We start from the raw sequence: 16,861 nt of genomic DNA on the forward strand, positions 1-16,861 counted from the left end.
TTTAAAAGACAATGGGTCTGAAAACAGGTTTGGGGTCAGAGGCCAGAAGTTCGCTGATGGTTTCCAGTCCTCTTTTGAGTTGATCTCTTGATGATGGACTACTGATACAGATTCTCACGGCCTGAGGCGCAGCCGAGCTGCCAACCGCAAAAACTTCAGAGTGCAACACTTTAACATTTTTACTTTCCAGCTGTTGGACAAATGTTTCTGCCCGCCAGGGTTCTGGCAGTCTCAGCCAGGCATAAAAACTATAAGGCTGTGACTGAATATCAAGGTGCCCGATAGTTTCTTTCAGAATGTCCTGCCGGTGCAGGATTTCTTCCCGCTGCCAGTCTGTCAGTTGCCGGGCTTCCCCGGAGTCAATCCATTCCGTTACCACTTCTGACATCAGTGGCGGTGCGCTCCAATAATTGTTTTGCATGGCAATTCTGATTTTGAGGTTCAAGTCTTTCGGGCTGCAAATAAAACCGACTCTCAGCCCTCCCGCCAGGAATTTGGAAAAACTTGAAGTGTACACCACTCGTTCCGGCGCAAGGCTATAGAGAGACGGTAAGCGGTTTTCAGGTGGAATAAACTGCACATCGTCTTCAAGAATCACAAGGTTGTGCGCAGCAGCAACGTCCAGAATTTCCTGACGCCTGGCCAGTGGCATTAAAGTGGCCGTCGGGTTCTGAAGGTTTGGCGTCAGGTAGAGAAGACGGAGTTTGAATTGATCACAACATTGCTCCAGCGCCTCAGGCGTCAGACCGTGCCGATCCATGGCCAAACCCATATGGCGAAGCTGCCAGTGTCTGGCGGCATTAATAAATCCGCGGTAGGTCAGATATTCTGACGCGATAACATCTCCGGGCCTCATGAGACCCTGGAGGGTAAGCATGTTAGCGTTCTGGCCACCGGATGTTATCAGAATATTGTCTGGCGCCGCTTTCATTCCGTGATAGCCCATCCAGCGAACTATGGTCTCACGGTGCCGGGGGATGCCCGTTTCCGGATGGTAATCCAGTAAAGGCGACAATTGTTGCCATTTTTCGGCTATTGAACTTAGGCTCCTGGCCAGGGTTTGCTCTCGGTTGGCCGGGACGGGCAAGCTGAGGCTAAGGTCGATCAGGTCGGATTCCCGGGGCTCTGGAATAGAGAAATCTCTTTTTTCCCAGACCTTGCCAAGAACAAATGTACCACTTCCCACTCTTGCGATGATAAGCCGCCGTCGTTCAGCTTCAGCGTAGCCACGTGTAATTGTCCCGATGGTGACACCCAGTTGCTCAGATAGAGAGCGATGTGTGGGCAGCCGGTCGCCATTGTTTAGCTTGCCCTCCTTTATGGCTTCTTCTATAGCGTCAGCCAGCGCTTTGTATTTGGGACCGGAAAAACGATCCAGATCAGGTTGCCAGTCGATCATAGATTCAGCTATTTACATGATTGTCATGGTGACAATAAAAGGATTGAACCATTTTAAGCAGCCTATAAACTGCAATCAAATGAAAAAAGCAAAATAAAAATAAAATTGTATGGTGACAATTTATGCCGGTTGAAAGTAAAGGCAAAAAAACAAGAGAGTCCAAATCGTTTTTGATCGGACAACCGAAGAAAGGAACAAATAATGAAAGTGCTTCCCATTCATAAAGAAGATCCGGTCACCGGTTCAGCTCATACTATGCTAACTCCTTATTGGTCTGGACTATTGGGCAAAAGAACACTCAAAGCTGAACAGATTTCCCGAAGAACGGGGGAGCTGGGGTGTGAATGGGTTGAGGACAGGGTGTTGCTGCGTGGAGCCGCTGTACTCTTCCTCAAAGGCCAGATAACAGTATCGGGAGTTTCATAATGAGTGGCGAGTTGAGCATCGTTTTGTGGCCCCTGCTGGCTTTTGCTTTTTCCAGTACGATTACTCCGGGACCCAATAATGTCATGATCATGACCTCGGGGATGAATTATGGCACCCGACAGAGCATCCCCCATTTTTTGGGCATCTGTCTTGGCTTTCCTCTGATGGTGTTGTTTGTGGGTTTGGGGCTGGGGGCGGTGTTTGATCTTTTTCCAGTGCTTCACGATATTATCAAGGTTCTGGGTGTCGCTTATCTTCTATACCTTGCCTGGCTCATCGCAAAGTCTGCACCTGCCGATTTAAATGGCGGCAAGTCCAGACCACTGACTTTTATACAGTCAGCCCTGTTTCAGTGGGTAAACCCGAAGGCATGGATTATGGCGACAGGTGCCGTGGCTGCATATACAACAGTGTCCGGAGATGTATTTCTGCAAGTGATTGTCATTGCCCTGGCCTTTCTGGTCGCTGCGATTCCCTGCGTAGGCGTCTGGTTATTTTTTGGTGTTCGTCTGAAAAAGGTGTTGCAACAGCCGTCTTATCAAAGGGCATTTAACATCACTATGGCGCTTTTACTGGTGCTGTCTATTATTCCGGTTATTGGTGAGATGATCTGAGGCGTTTTCTGGAGCCTTGCTTCCAGTGCAGCCAGGAACTGATATACACACTTCGTTCGTTCTGAGCTTGTCGCAGGATGGCGGCACGTAATTCGACAAGCCCGATGCGAACTGTATGGGGTTGACTATGCATGCTTTCAAGACCGTTATGGTGGCCATTACCAGAAGTCATACCAGCGAGCTCGAGTTAAGACAGGCCTTCAGGCTGGTGGCTGATAACCACGCCAGGCTTATTATGGCCTTTTTTGATCAAAGCCTGGAAATTATGCGCAAGCTTCAGTTCATACCTCTGGAAAGCAAGCTGGAGGCTGCCATGAGAAAGCAGTTGGAACTGGATGCCGAGAAGTTCAGGCAACTGGCGTGGGAAGAAGGCATTGAAGCCGAAGTTCATATTGTTGCTGGCAAGCCAAGACAGCTCATTGCGGGTTTAATTGAAGAATTTGGTGTAGACCTGGTTATCAAGCTTGCAGATCCCTCTGGGGCATTGGTTCGTAATCAGTTAACTGGTAATGACCTGGCGCTGCTAAGAAAATGTCCGGTCCCTGTATTGATGATGGCCTGCAGGGATCAGCTGCCTGATTTCACCGGCAAGATTCTGGTAGCGGTCGATGTCGGTGACCCGGACTCTGATGCGGTGGCCCTGAATAGAAATCTGCTCCTTCATGGTCACTATCTCAGCAGTCAGGAAGACGCTGAGCTGCATATAGTGACAGTCTGGAACCTGCCGTTGAACCAGCCTGCATTGAGGATGTTGGGTGATGAGGAGATCTATGATCTTCAGGAGAGCACTCATCAGCGCTATCAGCAGAGACTGGATAAGACACTGGTTGATGCGGGCATTGATCCTGAATCTGACAGGGTAAAAGTACACCTGTTGAAAGGCAACGCTGCCAGAGAAATAGAGAATTTGGCCAACGAAATTAATGTGGATCTGATCGTTATGGGAACTCTGAGCCGTCATGCCCGTGGAGTACTGATGGGGAATACGGCTGAGAATATTCTGAACAATATCTACTGTTCAATTCTGGCTGTTAAGCCGGAAGGCTTTGTCAGTCCACTGGCCTGAGAGCCAGTGAAGCTGACAACACTGAAGCGTATCAGGGCTTGAGACCACTCATGAATTCAATGGCGTTGCTGATCTCTTCGTCAGAGCAATCTCCACAGGTTCCTTTTGGAGGCATGCTGCCGACACCTTTGATGGCATTACCCAGCAGCTTGCTGAAATCACCCGCTGCAGCCAGTTTGGTTTCCCAGACAGCCTTGTCGCCTTTCTTGGGAGCGCCAAGCAGACCGGAAGTATGGCAGGCAGTACAGAACTGGTTGAAGATCTGCTCACCGGAACGAGGACCACTGGCGGTGCTGGCAGTGGCGCCGGCATTGGCAGCACAGTCTTCACCTTCAAGACACACAGAGCCAAGAGGAGCAATGCGCTCGGCTACTTCTTTACGGGAAATATCATCCAGCTCAACAGGCTTGGCGAACGCCAGGACGGAAAACAGGCCTCCGACCAAGGCAATTAACGTACGTATTTGAGTTACCCGAGACACTCACTTATCCCCTATATCGACAAAGGCCCGCGGCACCATGTAATGAGTCAGTGGCACAATTTACTGTAATTGGCCAGTGGCACTTGGCTACGTCAGGCATCTCAACGCTTATGCTGCTTATGGTTAGATCTGGTGGACCTGAATAAACCATTGAGATGATCTTATTATTGTGTGCTCAGGGCACCGCCAGCAACCGAATTGTTTTTAAGCAACGCGGATTATAGAACAAAACGTTTGTCATATCAGCTAATTGTTTAACAGATTGATTGTATTGAACTATTTGTCGAAATATAAACATTGGTGCTTCTTTATTTGCGACACCCTCGATTGGGCGAGGGTTGACGGCGATTTTGCTAAATAAAATCAGCTGTCATTGTGTCTCTGACTCTGTCTCTGCCTCTGTCACTGTCTCTGCCTCTGTCACTGTCTCTGTCTCTGTCTCTGTCACTGTCACTGTCATTGTCTGAGTCTGAGTTTCTGTCCGAGTCTCTGTCTCTGTCTGATTCTCTGTCTGAGTCTGTGTCTCTGGCTTGCATGTTATATCCATTATCATTCGAAAAGCTTCTACTGATTTCCACCGATCGGCTTCGCTTAACTCTGAAAAACGCTGAAAGAACAAATCAAGTAATGTTTTGTATAATCTTCTGTCATTATCGTCTCTTGGTGGACAATGGAGTTGTGATTGTACAAATAGAGCTGCTGCAGATAATAACTTAGGACTTGCCGGTTTGTTTTGTAGCTCGACAATCATATTTGCCTGAAGCTCTGGTCTGGAAAGTGCCTCAACCGCAGGTTCTTGCCCAAAACAAACACTATGATCTCCCGAACTTGCACCATGGTGTACTCGGGATCGCTGCCTGCAAACCGGGCATAACAGATCACGATGATTTGATCGCAATGTCTCTATACAATCCTTATGAAAATCATGTCCGCAACAAAGGCTGGTACTTTGCTGACCACTGATAATTTCATGCAGACAAATTGGACATACGTCAGCGTACCCTATTGTTAAAATTAAGTTGAAAACTAAAAAAATAAACAAGCGCATAAACAGCTACACCATTTTGATTTTAATAAAGAGAGCAAGCGTCACAAAAAAAATCCACAGGAATGCATCTACTTGGCAGTCCCTGAATTTGTTATTAAGTGCTGCTTTGAGATTTGTGCTTGATGTATAGAAGGCAGTGTCATGTTCGTCCAGATCAGATTTCATCTTTTCCCATCAGTTCCCTGAGTTCATGGCAAATGCTGAATCTTACGTCACCTCGGATAGGGCGTTTGAAAAAGCAAAAAAGGTTGGTCACAGGTATTTCCACCAGACAAGACACGCTTATGCATGCAGGACCCCGGCTGCCAGGAAAGGTTATTAGCAGACAGTTGACGAATCCGCCAAAACCTGTTCAGCTTGAGATACCAGTGTCTAAAACCGTATTTGCGGCAAAAAGCCATAGACAGGCAGGAAGCTGATCAGTAATATTGGCCTCCGCTGAAAGCCCTGAAGTCAATTGGCTTTCAAACAGTCGTAGCTCAGCTGGACAGGGATTCTAACCTGCCTCAGCCCCGTCGAGGCTACGCCAGACGATGCTCTCGTGGTGTAACGGATAACACGCGGCCCTCCGGAGGCTGAGATTGGGGTTCGATTCCCTACGAGAGCGCCATTTCATTGATTGTCCTTGTTGACACCGAATAATGAACCTTTCCGGGTTCCGTCACGCTATTCCCATGCATCACATATCAGAGACTGTGCCTGTCTGGCACTAAGCAATGATCCCCGCTGCTCCGTGATTGTTGACAGAGAGAAAAATTCATTTTTCTGACAAAAACTGTGGAACTTTTTTAATGCACCTTAGTCCAATAAAGTATTAACAACATAAATCATTAATGGAGGTAGGGTGTTATGCAGGTATCAGGAAGTGCAACAATATTAGAATGTATTTGCCCAGACCCAACGCCGGAAACTGCTCGAAAACACGGCATTCTTGGTGTAACTTCTGGATGTTTTGGAGGTCTGATTGCTGGCTTGGCTGGGGGTGCGGTGGCTCGCGCAATCTCAGGATGTCTTATCGGAGGCTGTACTGGTTGCTGTGTTGGTTGCCTGTCTTCTGCGGCTTTTGGTGCATACAGGACTGAAGGCTGCACTATCCGCTGCCGTCGTATAACTGAGACAAACGTCGCCTGTCACAGACACCTGCCAGTAATGAACCAACCCGGAAGTAACCCCATGCTTCAGGGGTCATTCCGTGCTGATGAAGACGCCGGTAGCCATTCTTATCCGCCCATTGTTTCAACGCAACCGCCACCCTATGAAGAAAGAGACAGTCGAGCCACCCTGACCACACCTGCAGATCCTCCGCCACCCTACCAAAGACATGATTCAGCGTCGGATGGGCAAGAGGAAACTTCTTCAGAAACTACGGTTTGAAAAAGCATTTAAAGTATTAACTCACTCTCACAGGCTCTGGATGTTTTCTGACAAAAACTGAGGAACTTTTTTCAGACACTTTTGCCTAATAAATAATGACAACACAGACCATTAATGGGGGTAGGATGTTATGCAGGTAGCAGGAAGTGCAACAATAGTAGAATGTACTTGCCAGGACCCGACGTTGCAAAGTGCTCGAAGACACGGGATTTGTACTGGAATTTCTACAGGCCTTGGAGGTGCTGTTGGTTGCCTTATAGGGAGTATTGTCACTATTGGAAGCGGAACTAGCCCCACAGGACTTATTATCGGTGGCATTACTGGCTCCAGTATTGGTTGCCTGATTTACCCAGCTGTCAGTGCATATCGGAACGATGGCTGCAGTATCCGGTGTCGTCGTATAACTGAGGCAGATGATGTTTGTCGCAGACATTTGCCAGTAACAGACCAGCCTGGAAGTACTCCCGTGCTTCAGGGTTTACTCCGGGCTGATGAAGATGCCGGTAGTCATTCTTATCCGCCCATTATTTCAATGCAACCGCCACCCTATGAAGAAAGAGACAGTCGATCCACCCTAACTGCACCTGCAAACCCTCCACCAGCTTATCAAAGAAATACCTCAGCGTCGGACGGGGAAGAGGAAATCTTTTCAGAAACCGGACTCTGAAAAAGCATTTAAGCCTGACCACGATAAAAGGAAAGTCGGTCAAGTGTTAGTGTGCTGTAGCCAAAGAGGCTGATCTCGGCGATGGTCATGACACCATTCTGACTACTGCCAATCCAAATACATAACTTCAGCCGGTATATCGTGTTCGGAAAAAAATGAAAGCCAGCGTTTCTGATTGTCCTGAAGTCGGTCACCAGGGCCTTTTACTTCTACCCATCGATACTCCCGGGTTTCTGGCTGAAAAAGAATCAAGTCGGGAAAGCCAGTACGATTATGGGCAAAGTCGAAAACCAGTTTTTCCAGCATGGCTTTCAGGTGAGGCCAGGGTATCAGGTCGCAGGCAAGCGTGATTAACTCTTCTGAAAGCCCGGGCCAATAGATTAAACGGTTGGAAATGCCCCGCTTTTGTTGATAAATAGTCAGAGCCTCCCGGGTCACATCAGACGTTTTCAGTTGTCTGAATCTTTTTTCAAACAAATTCTGTCGTTTACGGTAAAAGTCGGGGGTCGATAAGTCAGCAGGCGCACTCTGGAAAGGATGAAAAAAGGCATCTGGAATATCGGCAAACAGAATGTCCCAGAACAGCAGACCTGCCAGCCCACAGATCAGAGTATTTTCTACATAGAATGTTTTCCAGCCATTATTCTGAAAGTGTTTTTGCACCTGAAATTCAACCCTTTCGCTGCTATCAGGTAGGGAAAGGCGTTTTTCAGAAAAACGGGATTGTTTTCGTAAGGCTTTCTCCCTCTTTAATTTTCTGATGAATCGTTTGGCAAACTCCAGCTCCATATCGCTGGCAGGTTGTTTCAGAATATGGGTGCAAATCGTTTCGCTGGCTTTTATCTCTCCAAGCTTATGGTGGATACGAGCCATTCTTTCCAGAGCTGGCGGCAGGTTTGATTGTGCAAACAGGCTCAGAGCTTCATCGAACCGTTCTTTACGCTCCAATTCTCTGGCGATCCGGTTGACCAGGCGGCTGAAGCGTCTTTTTAGAATGGGGCTGGCAGGTGGGGCGGGGAGTTCATTTTGTAAATGGCAAAGGGCTTGAGAGTCTTTATCAAACTCTGCTTCATAAGCGAGAATGCCTAACTTAGATAGTTGTAAAGCGTCGTTTAATTCCTGCCGGGTTTTGAATAGTCGATTGCTTTTTTCCAGAGGGTAATTTTCAAACTTATAAAGTCCCAGGTCTTGCAGCACAAATTCGGTCAGATTCTGATGGAGATTACCAAAAAACAGGAATTGTAGATTCTGAACCTGTTCGGCGAAAAGAGGCTTATAAATATCAAAAGGCAGATCGGGTGACTGAGAGACTTCAGCCACAATCCGTTCAACAAGTTCAGGTCTTTTCAACTTCGAAGCAATGCCACTGACTGAGCTGAACCACTTCAAGAGCTCTGGCTTGGTGCCAAGTTGAACCAGTTCCGAGACGTTAATATCAGGATTAACAGCCAGTAGCCCCAGCTTCTCAAGCTCACGGGCTGCCGGGGTTATGGCCAATATTTCCGGATACTTCAATAAGTCTGAGCGGAACAAGGGGCCCTTTCTGCAAATCAGACGTACATAGAGACGCCGGGCAGGTTCAGAGGCAGCATGGAAACAGCTGAGAAAACTATTTTCATCATCCACCAACAGGTCTTCATAATGATGATTAACAAAATCCAGCAGTGACAGGAAGTTGGTTAGATAATAGTCTTCCCGAATTTCAACCATTTCAGTCATCGTCAGGCTGCCAATCGATAAGGTAAAACGCTAAGATTACCCCATTTAATAATCGGAAAACTGCCATGATTGATGATGATCTGGTCACTGAGGCGCATTTGCTGGAAATCGTAGAAAACCAGCTGACCGGGAATAACCCCACAAGGGTTAAAGAGACACTGCTCAGGCTGACCATGACGGGTATGGATAGACAGGAAGCCATGGACTATATTGCCTGCGCCCTTTCGGTCGAGATTATCGATGTGATTCAAAATGATGCGACTTTCAATCTGAACAGATATGAGCAGAATCTCGATAAACTGCCTGACACTCCCTGGATGACAACTTAACCAGCTACTTATGAGAAATTAGACTCTTGTGCGACGGGATTTCAGGAAACGGATGTCTTTGACACTGCGATTCTTAAAGAGCAGAGATGGAATGGTGACGCCGACGGCGAGGGATAAAAGAATAAATAGTGTATTCAACCCATAGCTGACGGTTTGCATTAAAAGATCGCTTGAGAAGGTGGTGGCCTGGCTCATCTCCATAAGCCCCATAATGCTTCTATAGGCATAGACGCCCGGCACCATCGGAATAACAGCGGGTGCCATAAAAACAGTAGTAGGCGTGTGCACCCAATGTGCTAACTGAATCGACAGCAAGCCCATGGTGCATGATGCCAGCAGTGTGGATGTCAGTAAATCGAGACCAAACTGCAGGGCTACACCTCTCAGCCCGTATCCCAGGGCAGCCAGAAAAGCTGAAGCCCAGAATGCCCGAATAGGCGAAGTGAACAGCGCAGCATAGCCCATGGCGACCAGAGCAGCCCAAAGACACTTTTCTAACAGCAAGCCGCTCATTATTGATGAACTCCCAACAGTGCGGAGCTGATGACGATACCTGCGGCAATGGCAAATGCGATAACAATGCCCTGCGTGGCGCGTGCCTGTCCGACAATAATATAGCCATGCATGAGATCAATAATACTGTTGATCAGCGGCACGCCCGGAATCAAAAAAAGAACGGAAGTGGCTACAGCTATTTCCGGAGAATCTCCCCAGTGAAACACCAGACCCAGTCCACTGATAGTACTGGCGATAAAGCCAGCAGCGACAACGGTCAGGGCAAGGTTATAACCCTTGGCCAGCAATATATTTCGGGCTGTAAAGCCAATGGCTGTCGCCGCACCTGCCAGCAGCATGGCCAGAACTTCTCCGCCGGCCAGTCGACAAAAGGCCATACCTGCCAGAGTTATCATGACCAGCAATACCATTTTTGGGTAATGAGGAATGCTTCGGATGCGCTCTATTTCTATGGCAATGTCGGTCATGGGCCAGTTTTCAAAAGCGACTTTCCAACTCATTCGACTGATGGCGGATACCACACTGAGGTTTACAGCGTAATGGCCAACTCTTTTAAAAGCAGTGTGTTGAAGGTGGGGGCTCTCTCGATCAGATAGAGTCAAAGTAATCCCGGCAAAGGAGAAGAATAGTTCAATGTCATATCCCAGGGCATAAGATATTCGTCGTATATTACGATCAACCCTGTCAGTATGTGCACCGGATGACGTAAGCAGAACAGCGATATCCAGCAGAAGGCTGGACACGGCTCGGTGATTATACTCAGGGGCAAAATTCGATATAGCCATGAAAAGCAGATTCTGGAGTGAGGCAAGGATTCAGAAACCAGATCGGCCAATAATGCCAGGCTTCCCGATTCAGGTCAGGATTTTAGCAAACAGCAGAGATAGAAATATACCGCCATTGAACCACGCCAGCGACGGACACTTATATGAGCTGGCAGCCGAGATATGATATAAAGCTTCTCAGCCACAAGTGAAAAAGTGAAATTATTTTTCATTATGAAAGACCTTTTCACAAACAGTAAGCGGTAATATGGGCTGAAAAACATGCTGCAATTCTTTAAAGATGTAAAAAATATGCATTGGGCCCCAAGGCTGATTCTGGCCCTGGTCGTCTTGAAAGTGATCGCCGACGTGGTACGTGAACAGGCCATTTTTTAATCCTGAAAGCGTATAAAAACGCTGCAAATCAAGAGAATGGCTGAGCGAAAAGCTCGATAGTTTACGAAATTTCCGGGCTAAAACATTATCAATGGATTGGAGAGCATGGAATGGTCTTTGTCATCCTGGGGTTGTTGATTCTTGTTCTGGTGTTTGGTCCCCAGATCTGGGTAAAGCGAACAATCAGACTACATAGCAGTGATCGTCCGGATCTCCAGGGAACCGGTGGCGAGCTGGCTGAACATCTTGTGGAACGCTTTGGCCTTGAGGGCGTAAAGGTTGTCAAAGGCAGCCAGGGAGAAGACTTCTATAACCCGGAAGAGTGGCTGATTTCGCTTTCTCCGGAAAACTACGATGGACGTTCAGTTTCAGCAGTTGCTGTCGCGGCCCATGAAACCGGACATGCGCTTCAGCATCAGGAAAAACATGCCGGATTTATGCTTCGTCAGAGGCGGATACGTCTCGCCATAACCATAGAGCGTTTCAGTGCCATGGCACTGATGATTACGCCACTGATTTTCGCCCTGACCCGGGTTCCACACAGCATGTTGCTAACGGTTTTGATCGGTGTCTCCGGTATGCTAGCGGCTATCTGGGTGCAACTGATCAATTTGCCCGTTGAACTGGATGCCAGCTTTAAAAAAGCCCTGCCCATTCTGGCGGAGGGTTACCTGTCAGAAAAAGATATGCCTGCTGCCAGAGAGGTATTAAAAGCGGCTGCCATGACTTATGTTGCTGCAGCGCTGGGCAGCCTGCTTAATCTTGGCCGCTGGATTGCTATTCTCAGACGTTAGTTTGAATGAGCGTCATAATCTCTCCGGAGTATTTATTCTGAAGGAGCTCGAGGATGTTGGATTAGTTGAACTGATCTACTATGATTGCGTGCCTTTCTGTACGGATCACCTTCGGATATCTCCATGAGTCCTTATACCTCTCCTATTTCTGAACTTCTTGGTCTGGGCCACTGCGACTGGCAGGATTGGACGGATTATAGCCGTTTTGAATTTAATGAGTCGCACATCCCGGAGCTGTTGAAGTTGGCTCAGGACTGGACCTTCTTTGACCATGACGATGCCGATACCGTCTGGTCACCCGTTCATGCCTGGAGAGTTCTGGGTATTCTGCAGGCAAAAGAAGCGGTAGAACCTCTGCTGGAGCTGTTCTACAAAGATGATGAACATTTTGTGATTTCAGAGTATCTGCCTTCTGTGGTCGGTCGTCTTGGTAAAGTGGCCACTGATCGCCTTTGGAGCATTGCCAGAAACACCGGGGAAAATGAAGATGCCCGGGATCTGGCTATAGAGTCTCTGCGCTGGAATGCGACTTACCATGACGCGGATCGTGAAAGCACAGTAGCAGGCCTTCAGCAGCTTCTGGAAGACAGGGAAGATGATGGGAACTATCTGAATACGGCCTTGGTCGGTGCCCTGATCGATCTGCACGGCAAAGAAGCAGCTAAAGTCATCCGCGATGCTTTTGAGCGTGGTAAAGTTGATCGTGAGGTTCATGGTGATATTGAGGACGTGGAGATTGAGCTGGGTTTGAGAGAAACCCGTTCCTTCATTCCTGACTGGCGTTTTGACGATGCCCAGAAGGCAACATTGGCAACCATGCTGTCTGAGTATGGCCAGATGTCCTATCAGGAATTGGAAGGTTTCCTGTTTGGTATCTGGGGCTCGCCTCAACCGGTGCCACCCAACCGCTGGTTTAAAAAAATCTTTGGTGAAACACCTGCTTTTACGGATGCGCAGCAGGAAAAAGACGCTCACCGTATATTGTTTAATCTTTGCGACACGATTGAGCGGACTGCTGCAATGGGGCTGGATATCATTCCTGAAGACTGTCTGTCAGAAACGCCGGAAGATGAGCTGTTCCCCAATCTTCAAAAGTGGTCCAAAGGTTTCGGTGAAGCCAATGCCATGCTGGTGAACTTCTGGGAAGAAATATTCCAGCACCAGGCCATGAAAGAGCTGGAAGAATCCTGGACGGCCTGCACCATTCTCCTCAGCGTCTGGTCCAACCCTGAGCAGCTAATGGATAAAGCCAAAAAACCGGGGGGGCCTGACATTGGCAAGATGCTGTCTGCAGTGCCCTCTGTAGCCAGGGAGCTGGCTTCCATTGACTTGGGAGTTCGCACCCGTTGGGAAGCCATTACGGAAACGCCAGATCCGGTTTCTGTTACCAAAATTGGTCGCAATGATCCTTGCCCCTGTGGCAGTGGTAAAAAATACAAGAAGTGCTGCGGCGCTTGATTCTGGCAAGCTTATTATCCAGATGAAACACAACACTTTCTGGAAACGGGATCTCATGGAGGTCCCGTTTTTGTAACTGGTAAAGCCTTCACTCTGAATCAGGCACCAATCCTGCCGCCTGGCACAATAACTCTTCAATCTCATCCCATGCCAGAGGTTCGTTGTGAATCACCTCAATCCGACTGTTATCGCATTCTTCCAGTTCCATGATGCTGACTACTCCATCCTGGGCATTAAATGCCCTTGGCCCGAGATGGGTATTAACCACAGCTTTCAGACGTTTGGCGGGTATGCTGTTGAACAGATGAAACAGTGCATCGAAGGAAAACACCAGCATTGAACTGTACAGCCAGCCGCAGCTGAAATGGCCCTGTCCCTTGTTCTCTCGCCGGATAAACAGCTCGCCATCGGGCAGTTGCAGGGGAGCGGTTTCGGGCATGGCGCTGTGTGAGTGATGCGCATCCGGGTGCAGAGCGACCTGATGACCTTTGGGAAGATCTAGCCATTGCTGCTCCAGTGCGCCATGGGCTACCCAGGCTGTTTTGAATGTTTTGTTTTCCATAGAGCTGCAGAAGTTGTCAAAACGCTCTTTGTCGGAATCCTCACAACAGTCGGTCTTATTGGCCACGATAACGTCTGCCAGAGCGATCTGATCCTGAAAATTTTCGTTATCCAGATACCGCTGGTCTTTCAGATTCCGGGGGTCCACCAGACAGATACTGGCTTTCAGATCGAGTACATCGCAATAGTGCTCACCTGACAGCGTCTGCAGAATCTGCTCCGGATGCCCCAGTCCTGTGGGTTCGATCAGAATACGGTCTGGTTTGCTGCGGGCAATCAGCATATTCAACCCTATCTGCATGGGCAGCCCGGCCACGCAGCACATGCAGCCACCGGGCACTTCCCGGACAACTGCGCCTTTGCCCGACATTATGGCGCCATCGATGCCGATTTCTCCAAACTCATTCACCAGCACACCCCAGGTTTCTTCTCTGGGCTTGTTGGCAAGAAGATGAAGGATCGCAGTAGTTTTACCGGATCCGAGGAAGCCGGTAATCAGGTTAGTAGGGATTGCTTTGGTCATGACATCTGAAACTGATTGAGGTTGTTATAATATAACGTTTTTGCCGAAGGTATGGGAGAAGAATTTCTCTAAACACTGTCCAGTGATGGAAGAAACCTGAAAATCGTCGATAGTTAGATGTAAGGTATTTTCAGCTTTCAAGGAGGATCATGAGCCATGGCTGGACCAGTAAATTTTCTCAAAGGCTTGGTGGGAGCTTCAACTTCACAGAGTTCGAACAAGGTCAAAGGCAAGCAGGTCGGGCGATATGATCATCGAGCAGCTGAGGCTGTCGATGGCAAACCCATCCTGAAGGAGTCAAAAGAATTCTTTTTGGCTCAAGCTGATCATCTGGAAAAACAGGCTGGACAGTACAGGTCGAAGGTTGCGCAAAAGTGCACACTAGAGCAAGCTCAAAAATTCAGAACCCAGGCGGAAAATGCCAAAACCAGTGCCCAGCTTCAAAATGAAAAAATTCGTAAGGAACAAAGAAGCCGAATGGCCGAAGCAAGGAAAGCAAGACAGAAGGGTCCTCTGAATCAGATAAAAAAAGCCGCAGTTAAGGTTGTTGATGCCGTCAAGCATGAAGCAGAAGAGTTTTATCAGACTGCATCACAGGCTGTCGAATGGGGGGGGCGTCAGGTCAGATTAGTTAACGAACAAGATGTATTGAACAATATGATTAAGCAAAAAGACAAATTGAAGTGGTATAAGAACCCTGCAGAAAGCTTTCAACTGTGGCGGGACATAAGGCAGGTGAGAGCCAGAATCAAGACTCTCGAGAATGAAAAGTAACAGTAAAACATCCGCTCACAGGGAAGTTTTTTTAGTCATATTGACTTCCCTTAGTCCTTCGATATGACTCCCCAGCCGCCAGATTATGAATAAACTCACCAATGTGGTGACGGATTCAAAAATAAGCTCTGACTGTTCCATGGGTGCAAAAGCCAATATTAAAAAGATCGGCAGGCTGAACACCAACGCTCTCATGGTGACGACCCAACCTATTGAAATCAGTCGGGTCCAGAACTGTTCTCCCTGAAGACCTCCGTTGCAGAGCCAGGCGTAAAAGATAGCAATGACAGGAATCAAGAGCTCTATGGCCTCAAGCCAGACGGAATGGGCAGAGCGGTCATTGATGCTTCCAGGAAAAAAAGCCAGGGTTAGAAATGCCAGCCAGCATATCGCATAGAGGTAAGTTTCCCGACCAGAGAGAGGCTTCTTTCTCAGTCGTTCCTTCAGCCAGTTGATATCCCAGAACACCACGAATTGCATAATCGTACCCTCCAAAAGCTTATATAGTTTAGAGTCTCCGGGGAGTGAAAAGTTCCCCGGAAGTGTCTGCTCAGTTTCAGATCAACAGAAAACCAATGCCTGCAAAAAGGGGAACCATCCAGGCAATTGGCAGCTTCCAGACAGCCAGAAGCAGATAAGCCAACAATGCCAGGGCAACATCCTGAGCATCCTTGATGGCCAGAGTAATCACCGGATTGTAAAAGGCTGCCAGAAGCAAGCCTACCACCGCCGCATTAATGCCATTGATAGCGGCTCTCAGCTTTGGCATGGCTTTCAGACGATTCCAGAAGGGCCAGGCCGCTGCCAGCAGAAGGAAAGAGGGAGCAAAAATACCCAACAGAGCGGCCAGTGCATTGGAAATACTGTAGCTATCGCCGTATACACCGCCCAGAAAAGGAGCCAAGGCAAACATAGGGCCAGGTAGTGCCTGGGCGGCACTGTAGCCAACCAGAAAGGCGTCCGGGGTAACACCGCCGGGATGTACAACTTCAGCCTGAAGCATCGGCAGAACAACATGACCGCCGCCAAACACCAAGGCACCGGCGCGATAGAAACTGTCAAACAAGCTCAGGCTGGTAGAGTCTGACATATCTGCAAAGAAAGGCAGCAAGATAAGGCCGGCAAGAAAAAGAACCAGTGCAGCAAAGGCCTGTCGTTTGCTGCCTTTAACCCGGGCATGGTCGTCATGAGCAGACTGATCTTTGTAGATGACGAATCCACAGGCTGCCGCCACAAAAATCACCCCAATCTGGGTGAATACATGGGGAAGCAGCAACATGACCCCTGCTGACAACACCGCTAATGTCACCCTGGGACGATCCGGACATAATGATTTGCCCATTTTGATGAGGGCATCCGCCACGACAGCAACGGCAAACAGCTTGATGCCCTGTAGCATTCCCATAGCGGCAGGGATGCCGGATATCTCACTGTAGCCCAGTGCCAGCAGGATCATGATCAGGGCAGAAGGAAGGGTGAAACCCAGGAATGCGGCCACAGCACCCGGCAGGCCGGCACGTTCAAAACCTATGCTCATTCCTACCTGACTGCTGGCCGGTCCGGGCAGCATCTGGCAGAGGGCTACGGTGTCAGCGTAATCTCTTTCGCTGAGCCATTTGCGACGTCCTACAAACTCTTTATGAAAGTAGCCAATGTGGGCTGTGGGTCCCCCGAAGGAGTAGCAACCCAGCACCAGAAAGCGCCAGAAGATGTCGAGAATCGAGTGTCTCATAAACTGTCCTCACAAATATTGCCCGTTATTGTAAGGATGGGTATGTCATTAATCGAATGAATTCACTTAAGTACCTAACCAGTTGGTTTCGCATATTCTGGACGGCGGCTTTTTCCACCCTTCTGCGTTCCAACTCTGGTTGCGTAGCTATGGCTACGCGCCCGTCGTTGCGCCTTGAAGGATGAAAAAATCCACTCGCCAGAATATGCGAAACCAACTG

At 48.5% G+C, this 16,861-nt stretch carries 16 protein-coding genes, 1 tRNA gene and 2 pseudogenes; 10 read left to right on the forward strand and 9 right to left on the reverse strand.

Annotated elements, in window-relative coordinates; translation table 11 throughout:
- Position 1: 1 nt before the first annotated feature.
- Positions 2–1,399: a PLP-dependent aminotransferase family protein gene (locus ACO6VG_RS10010; protein WP_422136783.1), complete on the reverse strand. Its 1,398-nt coding sequence runs from the start codon at positions 1,397–1,399 to the stop codon at positions 2–4.
- 201 nt (positions 1,400–1,600) lie between these two features.
- On the opposite strand from ACO6VG_RS10010, the gene ACO6VG_RS10015 reads away from it, so the two are divergent.
- From ACO6VG_RS10015 to ACO6VG_RS10025, 3 genes are all read left to right on the forward strand, one after another.
- Positions 1,601–1,825, forward strand: coding sequence for a PhzF family phenazine biosynthesis protein (locus ACO6VG_RS10015; RefSeq protein WP_422136784.1), 225 nt, complete (start codon positions 1,601–1,603; stop codon positions 1,823–1,825).
- Positions 1,825–2,439 carry a LysE family translocator gene (locus tag ACO6VG_RS10020; RefSeq protein ID WP_422136785.1) on the forward strand — a complete coding sequence of 205 codons (615 nt, stop codon included), beginning with the start codon at positions 1,825–1,827 and terminating at the stop codon, positions 2,437–2,439. Before ACO6VG_RS10015 ends, ACO6VG_RS10020 begins: the two co-directional genes overlap by 1 nt.
- A gap of 127 nt (positions 2,440–2,566) precedes the next feature.
- The gene (locus ACO6VG_RS10025) at positions 2,567–3,505 is read left to right on the forward strand and encodes a universal stress protein (protein WP_422136786.1); all 939 of its coding nucleotides are present in this window, start codon (positions 2,567–2,569) and stop codon (positions 3,503–3,505) included.
- A 31-nt stretch (positions 3,506–3,536) separates the two neighbouring features.
- Here the strand turns inward: ACO6VG_RS10025 and ACO6VG_RS10030 are convergent, their stop codons facing one another.
- Positions 3,537–3,986: a c-type cytochrome gene (locus tag ACO6VG_RS10030; protein ID WP_422139819.1), complete on the reverse strand. Its 450-nt coding sequence runs from the start codon at positions 3,984–3,986 to the stop codon at positions 3,537–3,539.
- 370 nt (positions 3,987–4,356) lie between these two features.
- Positions 4,357–5,034, reverse strand: a complete 678-nt coding sequence (locus tag ACO6VG_RS10035; protein ID WP_422473728.1) for an RING finger domain-containing protein — start codon at positions 5,032–5,034, stop codon at positions 4,357–4,359.
- Between the two features lie 535 nt (positions 5,035–5,569).
- On the opposite strand from ACO6VG_RS10035, the gene ACO6VG_RS10040 reads away from it, so the two are divergent.
- Positions 5,570–5,644, forward strand: a tRNA-Arg gene (locus ACO6VG_RS10040).
- A gap of 539 nt (positions 5,645–6,183) precedes the next feature.
- Complete coding sequence (locus ACO6VG_RS10045; protein WP_422411421.1) at positions 6,184–6,408, forward strand: hypothetical protein; 225 nt, start codon at positions 6,184–6,186, stop codon at positions 6,406–6,408.
- Between the two features lie 769 nt (positions 6,409–7,177).
- Here ACO6VG_RS10045 and ACO6VG_RS10050 read toward each other — a convergent pair.
- On the reverse strand, positions 7,178–8,794 hold the full coding sequence (locus tag ACO6VG_RS10050; protein WP_422473730.1) for a VRR-NUC domain-containing protein: 1,617 nt from the start codon (positions 8,792–8,794) through the stop codon (positions 7,178–7,180).
- Between the two features lie 65 nt (positions 8,795–8,859).
- Here ACO6VG_RS10050 and ACO6VG_RS10055 point away from each other — a divergent pair, with 65 nt between their 5' ends.
- Entirely contained in the window at positions 8,860–9,123 is a 264-nt protein-coding gene (locus ACO6VG_RS10055; protein ID WP_422136791.1) for a hypothetical protein, read from the forward strand.
- Positions 9,124–9,141: 18 nt separating this feature from the next.
- Here ACO6VG_RS10055 and ACO6VG_RS10060 read toward each other — a convergent pair whose 3' ends face one another.
- Both ACO6VG_RS10060 and ACO6VG_RS10065 read right to left on the reverse strand, forming a co-directional pair.
- Positions 9,142–9,636 carry a threonine/serine exporter family protein gene (locus tag ACO6VG_RS10060; protein WP_422411417.1) on the reverse strand — a complete coding sequence of 165 codons (495 nt, stop codon included), beginning with the start codon at positions 9,634–9,636 and terminating at the stop codon, positions 9,142–9,144.
- A complete protein-coding gene (locus ACO6VG_RS10065) occupies positions 9,636–10,424 on the reverse strand; it encodes a threonine/serine ThrE exporter family protein (RefSeq protein WP_422473732.1) in 789 nt (262 codons plus the stop codon). Before ACO6VG_RS10065 ends, ACO6VG_RS10060 begins: the two co-directional genes overlap by 1 nt.
- A gap of 485 nt (positions 10,425–10,909) precedes the next feature.
- Between ACO6VG_RS10065 and ACO6VG_RS10070 the strand changes: the two genes are divergently transcribed.
- The 3 genes and pseudogenes from ACO6VG_RS10070 to ACO6VG_RS10080 all read left to right on the forward strand — a co-directional run.
- Positions 10,910–11,593, forward strand: a complete 684-nt coding sequence (locus ACO6VG_RS10070) for a zinc metallopeptidase (protein WP_422411415.1) — start codon at positions 10,910–10,912, stop codon at positions 11,591–11,593.
- Positions 11,594–12,409: 816 nt separating this feature from the next.
- Positions 12,410–12,757, forward strand: a pseudogene (locus ACO6VG_RS10075) (UPF0149 family protein); the annotation flags it as partial.
- A gap of 225 nt (positions 12,758–12,982) precedes the next feature.
- Positions 12,983–13,051, forward strand: a pseudogene (locus ACO6VG_RS10080) (SEC-C metal-binding domain-containing protein); the annotation flags it as partial.
- 88 nt (positions 13,052–13,139) lie between these two features.
- Here ACO6VG_RS10080 and ACO6VG_RS10085 read toward each other — a convergent pair.
- The gene (locus tag ACO6VG_RS10085) at positions 13,140–14,135 is read right to left on the reverse strand and encodes a CobW family GTP-binding protein (RefSeq protein WP_422136795.1); all 996 of its coding nucleotides are present in this window, start codon (positions 14,133–14,135) and stop codon (positions 13,140–13,142) included.
- Between the two features lie 156 nt (positions 14,136–14,291).
- On the opposite strand from ACO6VG_RS10085, the gene ACO6VG_RS10090 reads away from it, so the two are divergent.
- On the forward strand, positions 14,292–14,909 hold the full coding sequence (locus ACO6VG_RS10090; RefSeq protein WP_422411412.1) for a hypothetical protein: 618 nt from the start codon (positions 14,292–14,294) through the stop codon (positions 14,907–14,909).
- A 15-nt stretch (positions 14,910–14,924) separates the two neighbouring features.
- On the opposite strand, the gene ACO6VG_RS10095 is transcribed toward ACO6VG_RS10090, so the two are convergent.
- The gene (locus ACO6VG_RS10095) at positions 14,925–15,389 is read right to left on the reverse strand and encodes a hypothetical protein (RefSeq protein ID WP_422473734.1); all 465 of its coding nucleotides are present in this window, start codon (positions 15,387–15,389) and stop codon (positions 14,925–14,927) included.
- Between the two features lie 76 nt (positions 15,390–15,465).
- Positions 15,466–16,641: a chromate efflux transporter gene (gene chrA, locus ACO6VG_RS10100; protein ID WP_422473736.1), complete on the reverse strand. Its 1,176-nt coding sequence runs from the start codon at positions 16,639–16,641 to the stop codon at positions 15,466–15,468.
- Between the last annotated feature and the right edge of the window lie 220 nt (positions 16,642–16,861).

It is taken from the genome of Endozoicomonas sp. ALB032 (genome assembly GCF_049310125.1).
Taxonomy (GTDB): domain Bacteria; phylum Pseudomonadota; class Gammaproteobacteria; order Pseudomonadales; family Endozoicomonadaceae; genus Endozoicomonas_A.